Annotated in this window: 16 protein-coding genes; 3 read left to right on the forward strand and 13 right to left on the reverse strand. The window is 59.6% G+C overall.

Going from position 1 to position 17,253, the window contains the following annotated elements:
* Positions 1–144: 144 nt before the first annotated feature.
* From KW403_RS07275 to KW403_RS07315, 9 genes are all read right to left on the reverse strand, one after another.
* Positions 145–918 (reverse strand): SDR family NAD(P)-dependent oxidoreductase, encoded by a 774-nt coding sequence (locus tag KW403_RS07275; RefSeq protein WP_223022051.1) that lies wholly within the window; start codon positions 916–918, stop codon positions 145–147.
* Complete coding sequence (locus KW403_RS07280) at positions 915–2,402, reverse strand: FGGY-family carbohydrate kinase (protein ID WP_223022052.1); 1,488 nt, start codon at positions 2,400–2,402, stop codon at positions 915–917. The genes KW403_RS07275 and KW403_RS07280 overlap by 4 nt, the downstream gene beginning before the upstream one ends.
* A 122-nt stretch (positions 2,403–2,524) precedes the next feature.
* The gene (locus KW403_RS07285) at positions 2,525–2,863 is read right to left on the reverse strand and encodes a carboxymuconolactone decarboxylase family protein (protein WP_223022053.1); all 339 of its coding nucleotides are present in this window, start codon (positions 2,861–2,863) and stop codon (positions 2,525–2,527) included.
* A complete protein-coding gene (locus KW403_RS07290) occupies positions 2,856–4,112 on the reverse strand; it encodes an alpha/beta fold hydrolase (protein WP_223022054.1) in 1,257 nt (418 codons plus the stop codon). The genes KW403_RS07285 and KW403_RS07290 overlap by 8 nt, the downstream gene beginning before the upstream one ends.
* Positions 4,109–5,098, reverse strand: a complete 990-nt coding sequence (locus KW403_RS07295) for an alpha-ketoacid dehydrogenase subunit beta (protein WP_223022055.1) — start codon at positions 5,096–5,098, stop codon at positions 4,109–4,111. Before KW403_RS07295 ends, KW403_RS07290 begins: the two co-directional genes overlap by 4 nt.
* Positions 5,099–5,102: 4 nt before the next feature.
* Positions 5,103–6,158, reverse strand: coding sequence for a thiamine pyrophosphate-dependent dehydrogenase E1 component subunit alpha (locus KW403_RS07300; RefSeq protein ID WP_246637917.1), 1,056 nt, complete (start codon positions 6,156–6,158; stop codon positions 5,103–5,105).
* A 10-nt stretch (positions 6,159–6,168) separates the two neighbouring features.
* A complete protein-coding gene (locus KW403_RS07305; RefSeq protein ID WP_223022056.1) occupies positions 6,169–7,164 on the reverse strand; it encodes an ABC transporter permease in 996 nt (331 codons plus the stop codon).
* Entirely contained in the window at positions 7,161–8,687 is a 1,527-nt protein-coding gene (locus KW403_RS07310) for a sugar ABC transporter ATP-binding protein (protein WP_223022057.1), read from the reverse strand. Before KW403_RS07310 ends, KW403_RS07305 begins: the two co-directional genes overlap by 4 nt.
* Positions 8,688–8,768: 81 nt before the next feature.
* Positions 8,769–9,725: a sugar ABC transporter substrate-binding protein gene (locus tag KW403_RS07315; RefSeq protein WP_223022058.1), complete on the reverse strand. Its 957-nt coding sequence runs from the start codon at positions 9,723–9,725 to the stop codon at positions 8,769–8,771.
* Positions 9,726–9,881: 156 nt separating this feature from the next.
* Between KW403_RS07315 and KW403_RS07320 the strand changes: the two genes are divergently transcribed.
* The gene (locus KW403_RS07320; RefSeq protein WP_223022059.1) at positions 9,882–10,868 is read left to right on the forward strand and encodes a sugar-binding transcriptional regulator; all 987 of its coding nucleotides are present in this window, start codon (positions 9,882–9,884) and stop codon (positions 10,866–10,868) included.
* Positions 10,869–10,916: 48 nt separating this feature from the next.
* On the opposite strand, the gene KW403_RS07325 is transcribed toward KW403_RS07320, so the two are convergent.
* Genes KW403_RS07325 through otnK form a run of 3 tightly spaced genes read right to left on the reverse strand, consistent with a single transcriptional unit; the run spans position 10,917 to position 13,602 of the window.
* Positions 10,917–11,687: a hydroxypyruvate isomerase family protein gene (locus KW403_RS07325; protein ID WP_223022060.1), complete on the reverse strand. Its 771-nt coding sequence runs from the start codon at positions 11,685–11,687 to the stop codon at positions 10,917–10,919.
* A complete protein-coding gene (gene otnC, locus KW403_RS07330; RefSeq protein ID WP_223022061.1) occupies positions 11,684–12,334 on the reverse strand; it encodes a 3-oxo-tetronate 4-phosphate decarboxylase in 651 nt (216 codons plus the stop codon). The genes KW403_RS07325 and otnC overlap by 4 nt, the downstream gene beginning before the upstream one ends.
* Positions 12,331–13,602: a 3-oxo-tetronate kinase gene (otnK, locus tag KW403_RS07335; protein WP_223022062.1), complete on the reverse strand. Its 1,272-nt coding sequence runs from the start codon at positions 13,600–13,602 to the stop codon at positions 12,331–12,333. Before otnK ends, otnC begins: the two co-directional genes overlap by 4 nt.
* Positions 13,603–13,760: 158 nt before the next feature.
* Between otnK and KW403_RS07340 the strand changes: the two genes are divergently transcribed.
* Positions 13,761–15,554: a glycoside hydrolase family 140 protein gene (locus KW403_RS07340; protein ID WP_378597029.1), complete on the forward strand. Its 1,794-nt coding sequence runs from the start codon at positions 13,761–13,763 to the stop codon at positions 15,552–15,554.
* A 5-nt stretch (positions 15,555–15,559) separates the two neighbouring features.
* Complete coding sequence (locus KW403_RS07345) at positions 15,560–16,507, forward strand: amidohydrolase family protein (protein WP_246637956.1); 948 nt, start codon at positions 15,560–15,562, stop codon at positions 16,505–16,507.
* On the opposite strand, the gene KW403_RS07350 is transcribed toward KW403_RS07345, so the two are convergent.
* On the reverse strand, positions 16,493–17,197 hold the full coding sequence (locus KW403_RS07350) for a GntR family transcriptional regulator (RefSeq protein ID WP_223022064.1): 705 nt from the start codon (positions 17,195–17,197) through the stop codon (positions 16,493–16,495). The two genes, KW403_RS07345 and KW403_RS07350, sit on opposite strands and share 15 nt — an antisense overlap.
* Positions 17,198–17,253: the final 56 nt, after the last annotated feature.

The following is a 17,253-nucleotide window of genomic DNA, read 5'->3' on the forward strand; positions in this document are numbered from 1 at the left end:
TTCAATGCATTCGCCTCTATTGGCGCCAATGGGAGCTAGCTTAAACAGGGCACTTCAGAACGGATCATCGTCCGCCAATGCGAACGGTTGGCACCGCTGCGGGGCGCCAGACGCGGCCCTGCCAGCGCTGCCTACTCTATGAAATCACGAGAAAACGATACCGCCATCCACATTGAGCGTTTGTCCGGTAACGAAACCCGCATCGTCGGACGCAAAGAACGCAACAGGACCGACCACATCTTCGGGGGCGCCTATGCGGGCCATCGCCGTTTTGGATTTCCAGGCGTCACGCACAAGCGGATCATCCAGATTCACTCGTCCCATATCGGTCAGGATGATCCCCGGACATACGCAGTTGACCGTGATCCCCAACGGCCCGACCTCCTGAGCGAGAACCCGAGAGAAGCCCATTACGGCAGCCTTGGACGCAGAGTAGTGCGCCTGCTCCGGTGCACCATGCTTTCCGCCAATAGAAGCAATGTTCACGATACGCCCATAGCCGCGTTTCTTCATCGAGGGCAGAAGCGCCTGGATCACCATGAACGCGCCCTTCGCATTCACATCCATCACCGCATCCCAGGTCTCCTCGGGAAGGCCGTCGACCTCACCGGCAATGAGGATGCCGGCATTGTTGACGATGACATCGATCTTGCCGAACGCCTCCAGCGCCTTCTGGGCCATGGTCTCGACATCGGCCTTGCTGCTGACATCCGCATAGAGCGGCTCCGCGCGTTGACCCAGAGCCCGAATGTCTATTGCCACCCCCTCGAGATCGTTTTTTTGCCGCTCAATATCATTGAGCACGACATCATACCCACGCTTCGCTAATCCCGTTGCGATCGCCGCTCCGATGCCACGGCTTGCTCCTGTTACGAGAGCCGTTCTGCCCGCTGAGCCGGAATGTTCATGTGTCCTCATGACATAACCTCCTTCAAGGCCGGATAAAGCGCGGCGTATTTTTCGTAAATATCATCGTATCTCGCGACACTTTCGGCACGGGGCTCAATCAATCGGCCCGCATGCACCATCGCTTCAATGCCCTCATCGATGGTAGCGAAGTGCCCGGCCCCCACGCCGGCAAGCACCGCCGAGCCGGTCGACGGCGCATCTGGTGAAGCCGGCACCCGCACCGGAATGCCGGCCGTATCCGCGTGGATTTGCAGCCAAAGATCCGAACCGGTGGCTCCGCCTCCCACGGTCATCTCCTCCCCGACATACCCGGCCGACCGGAAAGCATCGAGAATGGCGCGGGTACCGAAGCCAATACCCTCCATGATGGCGCGGAAGATGTGATGAACCTCATGGCCGAGGGTCAGTCCAACAATCGCACCACGTGAAAGCGGATCGGTGTGTGGCGTGCGGTTGCCCTGAAAATGATCCTGAACAATGAGCCCGTCACAACCCGGCTCCAGCGCAGAGGCTCTTCGGTTTAGGTCATCGAAATCGAGTGGGGCACCCTTGAGGCGCGAGAGCCAATTGATAATGGAGCCGGTGGAAGTCTGACCGCCTTCCACTATCCAACGGCCGGGATACACAATGTCGGCGTAGCTGCCCCACACGCCGGGCGCATGTATGGGGCTTTCCGTCACCCCGAATTGGAGATGGGAGGAACCCGTGATCATGGCCAGTTGCCCGGGCTTGTGTACCCCCAGACCGATCATGCCGATGAGCGCGTCCGCGCCACCCTGAACCACTTTCACATTGCCTGACAGACCCAGCTCGTTCGCTGCAGCCGAGGTGAGCGTACCGATCACCTCGCCCGGCGCAACCACCCTCTCAGGCCATTTTTGTTCAAGCTCCGAAAGGTCCAATGCGGCGAGCAGGCTTGAAGCCCATCCTCCCGAGCGCGACCGGTAGTGCCAGCGCAGTCCGGCATTGTCGAGGCTCGCCGCCCATGTGCCTGTAAGGCGATAGGTGAGAAAGTCCTGATACTCGCAAATCCTGTGGGCCTTCGCGAAGGTCTGCGGTTCGTTTCGCTTCAACCACAGGGCCTTCGGGATCATCCACTCTGCGGAGACCGGACCCTGCCCAGCCCCGTTCAACAGCAGGGCTTCATCGCCCGTGGCCAACACCTCCTGAGCCTCCTGATGCGCCCGCACATCCATCCACATGATGGCGGGGCGCAAGGCGCGGCCATTTTCGTCGAGAGCGACAACGGTACAGCATGTCGTGGCATAGCAAATGGCCTCGATGCCACTTGAGTCTACCTCTGCCTCGCGGATCGCCTCGCGCGCGGCACGAACGAAATTTGCCCACCAATCTTCCGGATTTTGCTCCACGCGCCCGGGCTTGAAATCAGTCTGATAAGGAACTGCGCTGGTTCCAAGGCAGTTTCCCTTCATGTCATAGACACGCGCTCGTATGCTCTCGGTCCCGCCGTCAGCCGTCAGGAAATAAGCCACGGATTCCTCCTCCCATCTGACCCGCCTCAACGATCCATAGGCTCGGCAAGGCGGCTAAATTTCTTTGGTTCGAAAATTCCAAAAGCAATCTTTACTTCTGTCGAACTGCCTCCGGTGCTGTTCTATAGCTCCCGAAACGCCTCCATCGCCTTGCCGGCATACATGACGGCGGGCCCACCACCCATTTCCACCGCCACCTCCAGTGCCTCGACAAGAGCCGCCTCTTCCGCGCCATGCCGCTTCGCAGCATCCACATGGTAGAGGATGCAATCCTCGCAGCCACTGGCCACGGCAATGGCTGTCGCCAGCAATTCGCGGTCGGAAGCGGAGAAATGACCTTGCCGTGTCGCCACAGCCGAAATCGCAGCGAATCCTTTCATCAGGTCCGGTGCCGATTTCGCAAAGCCCCCCATCCGCGCTTTTGCAGCCTTCAACTTCGAACGGACATCTACCTCAGTCATCGGGCACCCCCTTTTTGATGATCGCCGCCGCCTCGGCTGGTGCATCCCAGTGGGGCATGTGACCAGCGCCTGGAAAAACATGGAGTGCGATGGCTGGCGAGACATCGAGCGTATCGCGCCAGTTCAGAATTCGATCCTCCGTACCCACAAGGATACGCACCGGAATTTGATTGGCGAGCGATGCAAGGGCGCTGCGCACATTGACCAACTGTCTACCCTCGCGGCAAATATCGTCCGCCAAGCGTAGCAAACGGCCACGCGAGAGGGCGGCGTGGATCTGCGTTACCAGCGCCGGAGAGAATGCATCGGCGCGGCTTGAGAGTCTTCTCAGTAGATGCCCCACCGCGCCCACACTGTCGGCTTGGGCCATCCCGGCAATGAACTCCGCATCGATATGCAATCCGAGACCGGCCGGCGCGATGAGAGTAAGCGAGGAGACACCGCCCCGACGGTCGGCCGCAGCAATGGCCGCCGCCGCCCCGAGTGAATGGCCGACCAATGCGACCGGTCGAGACGGGTTCAGCTCACCGCACAATGCGTCGACAAGATCATCGAACGTCTGTGCGTCCGCGTCCGTTTCTCCATGAGACGGAAGATCAATCGCCCGCACTGAAAGCTGCGCGCGCCCAAGCGCCCTGCCCAGCTGATCGAAGGTCTGACGATCTCCCGCAAAACCGTGAACGAGGAGCACGGGCGAGCCAGTCTCCGAACCCCAGCTTTCCGCTGCAAGTGCGGAGACGACCGAGCCGGAGATAGAACGCTCGACGTCAGAGAGCTCCACACGTCCCCTGCGACCTGTCCCAGGAACAGCTTCAATGCTGATCCCAGCACGGCTCGCCGCACGGCGGGCCAAGGGAGTGGCGCGCACGCGCCCCTCCTGGCCGGACGAAATCATTGGAGGCTTGGCATGCTTCTGTGCATCCGTAACCTCTTCAATGCCGGCATCTTCCGGCTCATCGCTGGCCGTAGACTGATTCTCCTGCCCACCCGAAACCCAATCCTCGCCTCCCATGAGGTCGATCTCGGCAATCGGATCCCCCACCTGAACCAGATTACCCTGCGTGACCAGTGTGCGAACCAACCGGCCGGACCCGAGCGCGGGATATTCGACAGCAGTCTTGTCGGTTTCAAACTCCACCAGAGGCGTCCCGCGCTCGAAGGATTGCCCTTCGGGCACCAGCCATTCAGAGACGGTACCTTCTTCCATTGTCTCGCCCAGGCGAGGCATGGTGAGCGTCACCGTGCTCATGCCGCACTCCTCAAACCCACAAGCTTCTCACCGGCCGACTGGATAAAGGCCACCGTGGGCACGGAGTTCTTCTCGAGTTCGACGGAAACCGAAATCGGAATGTCTTCACCACAGACGCGGATCACGGGCTCGGCCAGAAAGTCGAAGCACTCCTCGTGGATACGAGCCGAGAGCTCCGCGCCGACACCTGCGGTCATCACGCCTTCGGAGACGACCATCACCCGGCCCACGCGCTCAACATGTTCCCGCACGGTATCGAAATCCAGCGGATTCAGAGAGCGGAGATCGATCACCGTCGCTTCCACGCCCTTTCCCGCCATCGCCTCCGCGGCTGCAAGCGCATGGTGCAGTTGGCGGGAATAGGTCACGATCACCAGATCATCTCCCGTGCGGTGGACCCGGGCCTTTCCCCATTCCGGCGCCGGGGCGGCCAGATCCACATCTTCCTTCATCGTGTAGAGCGCCTTGTGCTCGATGAAGACGACCGGGTCAGGCTGCTTCAGCGACTGCCGCAGAAGATGATAGGCATCGGAAACTGTGGCTGGCATGACAAGCCGAAGACCGGGCGTGTGCATCACATAGGCTTCGAGGGACTGTGAGTGCTGGGCGCCAGCCGAACGGCCTGTTCCCCCCTGGGTCCGTAGCACCATGGGCACACCCACCTGACCACCGAACATATAGCGGATTTTCGCTGCCTGGTTTCCGAGCTGATCCATCGTCATCCCGATGAAATCCACATACATGAGCTCGGCCACGGGCCTCAAGCCAGACATGGCGGCACCCACTGCAGCGCCAACGATGGCCGGTTCGGAAATCGGCGTGTCGATCATGCGGTCAGCACCGAACTCCTCGTACAGGCCTTTGGTAACACCGTAGGCGCCACCGTAGCGGCCGACCTCTTCACCGATCACCATCACGGTATCGTCCTCGGCCATACCATCGCGCAGAGCCTGTTTGAGCGCGTCTCTATAGGTCATCTCTGCCATAGTCTCAGTCCCCTGCCAGAATGCGGTCGATGCGGGCTGCCACGGATTCCGGCTCCGGCTCACCAGGCGCATAAACGTCGCGGAACATCGTCTGAAGTGCCGGCTCACGCGCGGCGACCGTGAAGTCGATGGTCGCGTCCATTTCCTGCGCGATCTCGGCGTCGAGAGCCTCGAGGTCAGCCTCGCTACTCTCTCCGCTTTCAACCAGAGCTTTGCGGGCAAACCCAACCGGGTCTTTCGCGCGTCCCTCTTCCTCATCCTCAGGCGTACGGTAGGGGCTCTTGTCCATGCGGGCATGACCAAAGAAACGGTAGCATTCGACCGCAAGAAACCCGGGGGTGCCACCGCGAGCGCCATCGAGAATTCGGCCCGCTGCCGCACGCACGTCGCGCACATCCAGACCGTCCACGGTCTCTGAATTCAGCCCGAACGCCAGCCCGCGCTCATGAAGCGCGCGGCCTTTTGTTGCCTGCTCGATGCGTGTCCCCATACCGTATTGGTTGTTGATGCACACGAAGATCACGGGCAGATCCCACAGTGCAGCCATGTTCATGCTCTCATAGAGGATGCCCTGCTGCATCGCGCCATCACCGAAGAACGCGATGGAGACCGCGCCCTTGCCCTCGCGTTTCGATGCAAGTCCGGCACCGACAACAGCAGGGATGCCACCGCCCACAATGGCGTTGGCGCCGAGGTGGCCAAGCCCCATGTCGGCAATGTGCATGGAGCCGCCTTTACCGTGACAATAGCCCTCTTCCTTGCCGCCGATCTCCGCCATCATGCGTTTGGGATCCGCACCGCGGGCAAGGAATAATCCATGTCCGCGGTGGTGAGTGGTGAATGTGTCTCCATCCCTCATCAGGGAGGCGACGCCCACCGCCGCCGACTCTTCGCCAATGGACAAATGCAGCATGGAGCCCGCCGATTGCCCGCGAACAAAGAGCTCGCCAACCCGCTCCTCGAATGTGCGCACCCGGCGCATCTGCCGGTAGAGCGCAAGAAGCTCGGTGTTCGAGCGCGGCACTTTTTCCGCAACTGCCGTGTCGATGGGTGCAGTCATATTGCCTTCCTTACAGGAGATTGAGTTTGGTGGTGCGCGATACGATGGCGACCGCGACGAGAATGATCACACCCTTCACGATGTTCTGGATGTAAGTGTCCATTCCAATGAGGTTCAGGCCATTGTTGATCACGCCGATGAAGAGTGCACCGCAGAGTGTTCCGAGCACCGTCGCAGTGCCGGGTCGAAACATGGTCATGCCGATGAATACGGTGGCGAGCCCATCGAGCAGATAGCGTTCGCCTGCATTGGGTTGCCCGGATCCCAGCCTCGCGGCCAGCAGAGCGCCGGCGATAACAGCGAAGACGGAGACCAGCACCAGTGCCGCCATCCGGTAGAGCGTGATATGCACACCCGAAAGCTCCGCCGCCTTCTGGTTCCCGCCAACGGCGTAGACATAGCGGCCGAACACCGTCCGCTCCATCACGAACCAGGCAATCGCCACAGCGATGATCATGAAATAAGCCAGATTGGGAATTCCAAAAATCCGCCCCTGACCGAGCATGAGATAGGCATCAGGCAGACCGCCATATATCGCGCGGCCTCCGGTCATCAGAAAGTTGACACCGAAGAGGATGGATCCCACAGCCAGAGTGGCGATAAGCGATGGAATGCCGATTTTCGTGACCAGCAGGCCGTTGACGAGACCAACCCCGATGCCCGCTGCCAATCCCGCGCCAAGAGCGACCGCAAGTGGATACCCCATGGTCAGAAGCAGCGGCACTAAGATGCCCGAAAGGCCCACCGTATAGCCCACTGAAAGATCGATTTCCCTGGCCGCGAAGCCAAATGTCAGTCCGGAACCGACGATCGTCAGAATCGCGATCTGCTGGAAAATGTTCGTCAGATTGAAAGGCGTCAGAAAGCGATCAACGAAGAGCGAGAACCCGAGGAACATGAGGATGAGAACCCCGAGCGTCGAATAACGCTGGATGAAGTCTGAGCGGACAGATTTGCTTTCGGCGGCAGCGGGGGCTTTGCCGAGGGAGCCGGCTTGGGGTGTCATGCGGCATCTCCAGTGATGGCTTGGATGAAACGGCTTTCGGAGAATTCGGAGGCCGGTATGTCATCGCCTGGCCTGCCATGAACAAAGGGGACCGCGCGATGGCACAGTTGCGCTATCTCACCGAGATCCGACGAGGCGATAAGGATTGCCGCCCCCCGCTCTGCGAGCCGGCTTAAATGAGCGTAGATTTCCATCTTCGCCCCGATATCGACGCCTTCGGTCGGTTCAACGAAGATCAGGACGCTGTATTTGTCGTCGGCACCATAGAGCCATTTGCCTATGGAGACTTTCTGCTTGTTTCCGCCTGAAAGATTGCGGATCAGCTGACGCTGGCTCGGTGTCTTGACGTTCAAAAGGTCGATGATGCGGGCCGCTTCTTGGCTTTCCCTGCGGCGGCTCAACACACCACCCCGCGCAGCAAACTGCGAATGAACCATTGTCAGGTTCTCGACAACGCTCCCCTCGCCCGCGAGCGCGTTCTCCATGCGCTGGTCCGGAACCAGCGCTACGCCGGCTCTTTGCATGGCGCGGATTCCCCCAGCACGAACCTCGCTGCCGTTAACGGAAATCGTCCCGCGCAATTTGCCGTGGCGCGTGTAGAGCGAGCGCGCAAAGCCGAAATGTCCGGCCCCCGTCAGCCCGATCAACCCGACAATTTCGCCCCGCCGCAACACGAAGCGGTCCACTTCCACTGCTCCGGTCTTCCAGCCTTCAACGGACAACACCACCGGTCCTGTCACCGCCGGCGATGGCCGATCATTGCGCGTGCGCGTTTCGGGCATATCCAAACAGGCGTCCTGTTCCCGCCTCAACATGAGATTTGTGAGATCGGCTTCTGTGGCGTTCCCCTTGTCCAGTGTGCCGACATGCCTGCCGTCGCGCAAAACGGTGATCCGGTCGCAAAGCGTCACGACCTCGCTCAGGAAATGGGAGATCAACACCACACCCACGCCCTTCTGAGGCAGTGAACGAATGATGTCCCAAAGCCGCTTTTTCTCCCGCGCTTCCAAAGTCGCTGTGGGCTCATCGAGTATGAGAAGCCGAATATCCCCCCTCAGTGCGCGCACGATCTCGATGACTTTCTGATCAGCCATTGCAAGGTCTTTGACCGGCCGGTGAAGATCCATATCCAAACCCGGAAACCATGTGGACATGTGCCGTTCGGCTTCGCTTCGCAGAGTGCGCCGGCGCACGATACCGAGAGGACGGCGCGGTTCTGCCCCGAGCATGATGTTTTCCGCACCGGTCAGCGAGGGTACGAGGCTCCCCTCTTGGCTTACATGCGCAATGCCATGGCCAAGCGCGACCCGCGGACTGGAAAGAACCACCGCGCTGTCATTCACGGTGATGGTCCCGCGCGTGGGCTGGAGTGAGCCACCTAGAATATTGACGAATGTGCTTTTCCCGGCACCGTTCTCGCCGACAAGGCCGTGCACTTCGTTATAGCGGAATGTCACATCGACGCGATCCAGTGCTCGCGTGCCCGGAAACTCCATAAGGATATCGGCAAGATGCACCGACATGCACGGTCTCCTGTGGAGATTGGTTAAGTGGGGAATACGGGACGGGCCGCAAAGCGCGCCCCGTCCGAAAGGTCGTCAGGACTACATGAAGTCCTTGCAGTTTTGCTTCGTCACGAGAGGGGCGTCCATGTAGACGATGTCGCTCGGAATCACCTCGTCGCGCGACTTGCCGTCCACCACGATCGACTTGATCCACTCGCCAACTTGCGCCCCCATGCCCTCGAAAGGCTGGCTCACAGTTGCAATCATCATGCTGTCCGGCTTGCAGACCTCCGCGACCGCCTGCGGATGACCGTCAATGCCAATGACTTTCACATCGGTCAGCCCGGCAGCTTTCATGACGTTGATGGTGGCCTGTGCCGGTTCATCCCAGGGCGCCCAGACTGCATCAATCTCATCGCCGAAGCGTGCCACATAGTCCTGCATCGAAGAGGTCGTGTCTTCAAAGAAGGCCGTGTAATCGATGTTGTGCTCTGCCAACACTTTCACATCGCCGTATTCCTGAAGAACCTTCTCCATCACATCACCGCGTTTGCGGGTCCCATGGTGCTCGGCCATGCGGAAGAAGACGAGATTGCCCTCGCCGCCAATCTGATCGAGAAGGTACGGAGAGACATCGGCGGACATCGCCCAGTTGTTGGTGGTGACATCCACCTGAATGCCCTCCACGAAGCCGCTGTCGACCGAGAAGACAGGAACCCCTGCCTCAATGGCCACGTCAATTGCAGCCTTGGATGCGCGGAGATCGGACATGGTGATGATGATGGCGTCCACACCACGCGAAACAGCATCCTGAAGATTTGACGCGGTGGCCTCGCCCGAGCCCTGGCTATCGAGGAAACTGACATTCCAGGAGTTTCCGCTCTCACCCAGCCATTCCTCGAACCCGGCTTTCACCCGCTGCTCGGACTGCGCCGCAGCATTTGAGTGAACCCACGCAATTTCGAGCGCGTCCTGCGTAAAACCGACAGCAGTTGTGGCTGCGAGAACGGCGCCTGCGGCCACACAGCGCGCCAGGCTCTTTGCAAACTTGTTCATGATTTCCTCCCTGAACTGAAGATGCCCACGGCCCTCCCGACGGCATCCACAGGCCAAACGTGACGCCGCTTGATACATTTGTCAAGCATCAATACATTTGTAATTCAATGCCGATAATCGATTGTCAGTGCAAGCGCCACCGTTTAGGAGATCATCATGATCGAGAGTGACGACCACGAACTGATGAGCCGTGCGGCATGGATCTACTATGTCGGGGGGCTCAACCAGGAAGAGACCGCAAATCGCCTGGGCACCACCCGAGCGCGCGTGAACAAATTGCTGCAGAGCGCCAAGGACGCCGGCATCGTATCGATCTCGATCGATTCACGGAGCAACGGTCTTCTGGAGGTGGAGGACGAGCTGCGCCAACGCTTCAATCTCGAACGTTGCATCTGCTCCCCGGCTCTGGGTCTCGGTAGAGAAGTTCAATTACCCGGTACTCTTTCCGAATATCCACGCCGCGCGGTTGGATCGCTGGCGGCAACGCTGGTCAGAGAATTGATCACACGCAAGGGTGACGCGGTGATCGGCACGGGCTGGGGTCGGACCCTCGACCACATTACACGCAACATGGCCGGCGTCAGCGCACCTGGCGCGCGCTTTGTCAGTCTTATGGGCTCGCTCACCGCCAACAGTGCGTTCAACCCTTTCGAGGTGGTTCAGGCTCTTGCGAGAGCAACCGGGGCCGAGGGCTATTTCCTGCCGGTACCGTTCATTGCCAATAGTCCGGATGACCGCGACATACTGTTGTCGCAGACCACCGTACGGTCGGTTCTCGAAATGGCGAGGCAACCGGACATGGCGATCATCTCCGTGGGAGAACTCACGGAGCATTCATTGCTCCGTCGTTCAGGCATGATCTCGCAACTCGAGCTGGACGAGCTTCACGAGGCTGGCGCGATCGGCGACACAAATGGCATTTTCTTTGATGCCCACGGAGCGCCTGTCCAGCATGTGCTCAATCAGCGGACGCTGGCCGTGGATTTCAAAGCATTGCGTACCACTCATACGGTGTTGCTCTCGGGTGGCATCGAGAAAGCGCAAGCCACCTGCGCCCTGCTCGAAAGCGGTATCGTCAAAACGCTTGTGGTGGATGGTGACACGGCGCGTGCAATTCACAGGATCGCCGGGGGCAAGAGTTAGGTCGCGGCTTCGCTCCGGTTTTTGCCTGAAGCATAGGCGGACGGGCGGCTATAGCTCTCGTTTTATGTCAGCGAGCCAACCGAGTGTGCTCTCTGTATCGTCGACGGGTTTGTATTCAGCCCCAAGAGGGGCTGCATAGCCAAGTTCGGCAATCAGATTGAAGAGATGTGTGTAACGCACCTCCCCGTGATCCGGTGGTCCGCGATCGGGAACGGAGGCAAACTGTATGTGGCCGATGCGAGGAAGCAGGCGCCTGATGCGATTGGACAGATCGCCCTCCACCAGCTGCACGTGATAGCAGTCGAACATCAGTTTCAGGTTCGCGGAACCAACCATGTCGATGATCCTCAGCGCCTGGTCGGTCGTGCGCAGAAAATATCCAGGCGCATCATAGCTGTTGAGCGGCTCAATCAGGATGGTGATCCCGTGAGACTTTGCCTCCGCGCAGGCATATCGCAGGTTCTCAACAAACACGTCTTCTGCCGCGCCACCGGATGCAAAACCCGCCATCACATGCACATTGGCCGCGTTGACGGCTATGGCATAGGCGAGTGCCTCATCAATGGCGGCGCGCGCCTCGGCACAGCGTCCAGGAAGAGCGGCCAAGCCGTTGTCGCCGTCTTCCACATTCCCGCGTCGGGTATTGAGACCAAGCATCGGAAGACCGGTTTCCTGCAGCGCATCTCGCACTTCAACATCCGGTACATCATAAGGCCAGTGACATTCGACGGCATCGAAGCCGGCTGTTTTTGCCGCATGGATCGCAGATGGCAATGATCGATCGGCCCAGAGAAAGCCGAGGTTTGCAGAAAACTTCATCGATCCCACTCGATGTCGAATTTGGTCACCAGAGCGCTCACCTGATCGTCGGTCAAACAACGGGGTCCCAAGCCGCGTGTCATCATGGCGAGACGGGCAGTATCCTCAAGCTCCTCTATGGCGTTGCAGGCAGCTTCCACGTCCTTGCCGGCCACGACCGGCCCGTGATTGGCCAGCATCACCGCCGATCGCTTTCCCGCCAGACCACGCACCGCTTCACCCATAGCCGGATCACCCGGCAGGAAAAAGGGAAGCAGTTTCACCTTTCCAAGTTTCATGATCCCGTAGGGTGTCAGCGGCGGAAGAAAATTATCTGCGTCGATATCAGGCATCATTGAAAGCGCCACGGAATGACAGGAGTGCAGATGCACGACCGCGCCCGCGGTGGAGCGTGTTTGATAAAACGCATTGTGAAGCGGCATTTCCTTCGTCGGCACCTTGCCCGATATCTGCGCGCCATTGGCGTCAAACCGGCTGAGTGTGGCAGGGTCGAGGCGGCCGAAACTGGTCCCCGTAGGGCTGACCAGCAGGCCACCGTCATCCGTTCGGGCGGAAATATTGCCCGTGCTACCCCCGGTCAGCCCGCGATCGAACATCGATTTCGCAAGAAGGCAAATCTGCTCCCGCAACTGGTTTTCCGTATTCATTTCCCCTCCAGAACTGTTTGGGCATCGGTGAAGAACCCTTCGGCACCGAAATTGCCCGACTTCAAGGCCAATGCGATGGGGTATCTTGCCGACCGGCAGTAGGTCCATGGGACGCCCGGCGCGATTTCCGCTCCGACATCCAGTTGCGATGCGCCCAGAGCCTGGGTAACCGCCCCCGATGTCTCCCCGCCCGCAACGATAAAGCGCCGTGCGCCGGCCTCACGCGCGGCAACGGCACAAGACGCCAGTGTTTCCTCAATCAGGGCTCCGGCCCGGACCGCGCCCATTTTTGATTGCACATGTTTGACTTCGGCCGGTTCGGCCGTGGCGTAAATGATGGGTGCCTTGTTCAACTCCTGTTCCGCCAGCCATCGAAATACCGCGTCCGGCCCATTCGCCGCTACCTCAAGAGGATCAATTCGATACGAAGGCGCGCCCTGGCGAATGTATCGCTCGACCTGTCGGTTCGTCATGTCCGAGCAGCTTCCCGAGAGCACCACCGTCGCGCGGGCCAGAGGTGGCGCACTGGGCGGTGCGGCATCCCCGGAGATCAGACCTTCCGAACGATAAAGCGCGGGCAACGCCATCGCCAGGGCGGATCCGCCGGTCACCAACGGCATGTCACGGCAGGCTCCTGCAATTCGTTCAAGATCCGCGTTGTCGATCGCATCCATCACCACATGAGCGATGTTTTGTGTCGCCAGTGCTTCCAGCGCCTTTCGAATTGCTTGCTCCCCCTGGGCAACCGTGATGCGGTCGACAAGCCCCACCGCGCCCTGCACCTGGGGTTTCAGGAGACGCATGAGGTTGCTGTCTCGCATGGGTGTCAAGGGATGGTCCCGCATGGGGCTCTCCGCCAGCGGCTGCTGCCCGACAAAGAGGTTTCCCATGTAAACGGATCGTCCATTCTCGGGAAAGGCCGGGCAGTACACCGTCTGTTCGATGCCGAGGTCGGACATCAACGCTTCCGCGGCCGGCCCGATATTACCTCCAGCGGTGCTGTCGAAGGTGGAACAGTATTTAAGGAAATACCGTTGGGCGCCTGCCGCTTTCAACCACCTGAGAGCCGCCCGCGTCTGCTCGATAGCCTCGGGGAGCGGAGCCGCCCGAGATTTCAACGCAATTACCTCAAGCGGAGCCGTATCCCTGGGTGGCTCGGACGGCACTCCAATCCTGAGCGAGACACGCATGCCGCTGCGGCCCAGCAAGCCCGCCAGGTCTGTTGCACCGGTAAAATCATCGGCAATGCATCCCAAAATGGCTGCCATACCTACACCCCCTCGCGCTTTCACGTGCCTGCCACTCTGGAGCGAGAGTATGCACCCACAAGCAAGCCGCCTTTGATCACTTCAAGAAAGCCCGTACGTTGACAGAGGTCAAGTCTATAATTAGTAATTACAGAAATCGTATTACATGAGGCCTTTTTGTGACTGCATCCATCGACCTTTCTTCGACCCCGAGGATCCCTGTTTGGGAACCCCATGAGCTGGTGTTCCAGATGGCGTCTCCACCCGCTGATCCCTATCGCGATGCAGAAGTGTGGGTTGACCTGACAGGGCCGGGGTTCTCGCGCAGGGTCTATGGCTTCTGGAATGGTGGCGTCGAATTCGTCGTCCGCCTGTGCGCCCCGCGGCCGGGCACCTGGTCATGGCGAGCAGGGTCCTCGACCGGAGACAGGGCAATTGAGGGTCTGAAAGGCACATTCATCGCCAATGGCCAAAGCGCCGAGGCCCTGGCCGAGAACCCCAACCGGCGCGGCATGATCCGCGCCACAACGGACAAAAGGGGCCTGGAATATGCCGATGGCACGCCCTTTTTCATGATCGCCGACACCTGGTGGGCTGTTCCAAGCTTTCGATTTCCGCTGCCGAAGGACAACACGCCGCGAGATCTCGGACCCGGCGCTTCGATCGTGGATTACATCCGTTTTCGCAAGGAGCAGGGGTTCAACGCCGTCGGACTGATTGCTGCCCAGCCATGCTGGAACGAGGATGGCAAACCCCACAACCTCTTTGATGCGGATGGCGATTGCGTGCGGCACACTTGGCCCACCCCGGAAGGGTTCGCCAAGTCCATGCACGACGACAATGGAGAGCGGCCATTTCTGTTTCCCGGTAAAGTCCCTGGGTTCGAGGATGTGGTGCCCGATTATGACCGGGTGAACCCGGAATACTTCAAGACCCTCGACAAGAAGATGGATATCCTGTTCGAGATGGGAATCGTGCCCTTCATCGAGGTGGCGCGCCGCGACACGGGTCCCATGTGGAAGAAGCATCACGACTTTCCAGAAAGCTATGCCCGCTTCATCCACTATGTGTTCTGCCGCTATCAGGCGCACAATGCGATCTTCAGCCCGATCCACTACGACCTGTACGAGAACACCATTCCCAGCCGTGAATACAACGCGCCTTGCAATCTGGTGATTGACCGGTGGGGCAAGCCTCCCTTCGGCACGATCCTGTCAGCAAATTCGCGCCCGTCCTCATTGGTGAATTTTGGCGGAGCGGACGAGTGTCGCTGGATCGACATGCATCAAAGTGGAAACTCGAGAGAGCACTATACCTATTGGTACCTGACCGAGATCTATCACCACGAGCCTACGCTTCCCGCCTTGAACGGCGAGCCATATTATTCGGGCCTTGAGGGCCTGAGCCTGCCCTATCCCTATGGCAAGCCCGGCAACACCCCCGAAGACGACATGTATGTCCGCTCGGGCATGTATGGCAGCCTTCTATCCGGCGGCTATGCCGGATATTTCTACGGGTGCGAGGGGATCTGGCAGGCTTCCGTCGAACCGGGAACCAAGGTCATGATGTGGGAAGGGTTTAGATTCTCATCCGCCGAGACGGTCAGGCACCTCAAGACCTTCGCCATGGTCAAGGGAACGGCCTATCGCGAGCTCTTGCCGGAGGCCGAACACATCATTCCCAACAGGACAGCCAACCCCATGGGCTATGAAGGGTGGAGTTATTGCGCCGGTGCAAAAGACAGATCATGGTTCCTTCTGTATTTTGAAGCGAACTGCGCGACCGAAACCTATATGCGCGGGCTGACCAAACAGTTCGACCGCTACCGCGCCACCTGGTTCGATCCAAGGTCCGGGGAGTGGTTGCCCGACCCCATCGAGCTGATCGTGGAGAAAAGCGCCCTGATCCAACTGCCCGAGAGCCCTGATCCCGCGCTCGACTGGGGAATGATGCTGGAACTGGTCCCGTCTTGACCCGTGTGATCGATCCCCAAACGGTACGTTTCCTGGATGATCTGGCGATAGTCGACGCCCATCATCACTACTGGGACCTGAGCGGTCCGGTGACCTATCCGTGGCTGCAATCACCGCCCTGGCTGGCATTCCGATATGGCGATTATGGTGCGATCCGAAAAAGCTATCTGCCGGAGGATTACCGGCGCGATCATGGCGCCCATCGGATCGTCGCGGATATCCACATGGAGGCCGAACCGCGACATGGCATGGCCTGCGCGGAAATCGACTGGCTTGCCTCTCTGGGGGAAGTGGCGCCCCGGGCAGCGGCAGCGCAGATCTGGCTGGATGGCGACGACCTGGACGATCAGCTCAAAGAGCTTGCCCGGCGTCCTCTGGTGCGCTCTGTTCGCCACAAGCCAAAGGCCCTTCCAAGAGAGGAAGCTCGGCGAGGAGCGGCCGGCTCCATGGACGACCCGAAGTGGCGCGATGGATATGCCAGACTGGCAGCCACATCGCTGCATTTCGAATTGCAGACCCCGTGGTGGCACCTGGACGCTGCAGCCGATCTGGCGCGCGACTTTCCTGAAACCAGAATCATCCTGAACCATTGCGGATTGCCCGCTCAGCGCAGCGACGAAGATCTGGCGGCCTGGCGCGCGGCAATCGTCCGTTTTGCGGACCTTGAGAACACGGTCGTGAAGCTCTCAGGCATAGGGCTGGCTCCCGGCATCTGGCCAGAAGAGCAGAACATCCACATCCTGCGCGAACTGATCACGATCTTCGGCCCCGGTCGCGCCATGTTTGCGAGCAACTTCCCGGTTGATCGGCTGTGCATCACTTTCGAGGCGATGTTTTCTGCCTACAAGCGCGCGGTCCACGACTTGCCGCGTGAGGACGTCATCAGCCTTTTTTCAGGCTGCGCTGCATCCACATATGGTCTGAACATCGGAGAGGCATCACTCGAGCGCTGACGATCCGACTGCCGAATTCTGCGATTGCTCGTATTCGTCGCGGACAAAATCTCGTACCCGCTGCCAGCCTTTTTCCATATGGTGATCCAGCTGGGATGCCAACTGATCGGCGTTTTTATCCTTCAGCGCCTTCAGCATGTCGGCGTGTTCCTCGATGGCGAGGTCCCAGTCCTCCGCCCGGTTCGTACAGGCAAATCTCACGCGCCGCATGCGCATCAGCAGACCCGCATGAAGCTCCGACAGCACGTCGTTTCCGGCGGCCCCGACAATCGCCATGTGAATGCGCTGGTTGAGATCGAAGTAATCGGCCCGCCTGCCTTTCTCGTACGCCACGAGCATTTTCCGGTGCAATTCCTCAATCCTGGCAATCTGCGCAGGAGTGGCCCGATCGACGGCGAGCCGGGCCGATGAGGATTCAATCATGCCAGCGGCTTCAAACAGGGCGCGCGTCTCCTCGGGCGAAAGCACACGGATTTGCGCCCCGGACCTTGGCCGCACCTCCAGCAGACCTTCGGCAGACAAGACCTTGAGCGCCTCACGCAGCGGCGTTCTGGACACACCCAGCTCTTCGGTCAGCTGCATCTCAGGCAGGATCTCGCGAGGCCCCCATCGCCCCTCGACAATCATCTCTCGAATCTGCTCGAGAATTTCTTCATGCAGGGAACGGCGAACGATTTTGCGCGCTTTCAAGTTGGAGACCCCGATGCTGATTTCGGCCCAGATATCCAGAGTAGCACTGATTTACA

The sequence above is a fragment of the Nitratireductor kimnyeongensis genome (genome assembly GCF_019891395.1).
Classification (GTDB): domain Bacteria; phylum Pseudomonadota; class Alphaproteobacteria; order Rhizobiales; family Rhizobiaceae; genus Nitratireductor; species Nitratireductor kimnyeongensis.

Bases quoted from the DNA above. Each gene is read 5' to 3' on its own strand.
- KW403_RS07275 (WP_223022051.1), bottom strand. From the start codon at position 918: ATGAGGACACATGAACATTCCGGCTCAGCGGGCAGAACGGCTCTCGTA.
- KW403_RS07285 (WP_223022053.1), bottom strand. From the start codon at position 2,863: ATGACTGAGGTAGATGTCCGTTCGAAGTTGAAGGCTGCAAAAGCGCGG.
- KW403_RS07290 (WP_223022054.1), bottom strand. From the start codon at position 4,112: ATGAGCACGGTGACGCTCACCATGCCTCGCCTGGGCGAGACAATGGAA.
- KW403_RS07295 (WP_223022055.1), bottom strand. From the start codon at position 5,098: ATGGCAGAGATGACCTATAGAGACGCGCTCAAACAGGCTCTGCGCGAT.
- KW403_RS07300 (WP_246637917.1), bottom strand. From the start codon at position 6,158: ATGACTGCACCCATCGACACGGCAGTTGCGGAAAAAGTGCCGCGCTCG.
- KW403_RS07305 (WP_223022056.1), bottom strand. From the start codon at position 7,164: ATGACACCCCAAGCCGGCTCCCTCGGCAAAGCCCCCGCTGCCGCCGAA.
- KW403_RS07310 (WP_223022057.1), bottom strand. From the start codon at position 8,687: ATGTCGGTGCATCTTGCCGATATCCTTATGGAGTTTCCGGGCACGCGA.
- KW403_RS07315 (WP_223022058.1), bottom strand. From the start codon at position 9,725: ATGAACAAGTTTGCAAAGAGCCTGGCGCGCTGTGTGGCCGCAGGCGCC.
- KW403_RS07320 (WP_223022059.1), top strand. From the start codon at position 9,882: ATGATCGAGAGTGACGACCACGAACTGATGAGCCGTGCGGCATGGATC.
- KW403_RS07325 (WP_223022060.1), bottom strand. From the start codon at position 11,687: ATGAAGTTTTCTGCAAACCTCGGCTTTCTCTGGGCCGATCGATCATTG.
- otnC (WP_223022061.1), bottom strand. From the start codon at position 12,334: ATGAATACGGAAAACCAGTTGCGGGAGCAGATTTGCCTTCTTGCGAAA.
- otnK (WP_223022062.1), bottom strand. From the start codon at position 13,602: ATGGCAGCCATTTTGGGATGCATTGCCGATGATTTTACCGGTGCAACA.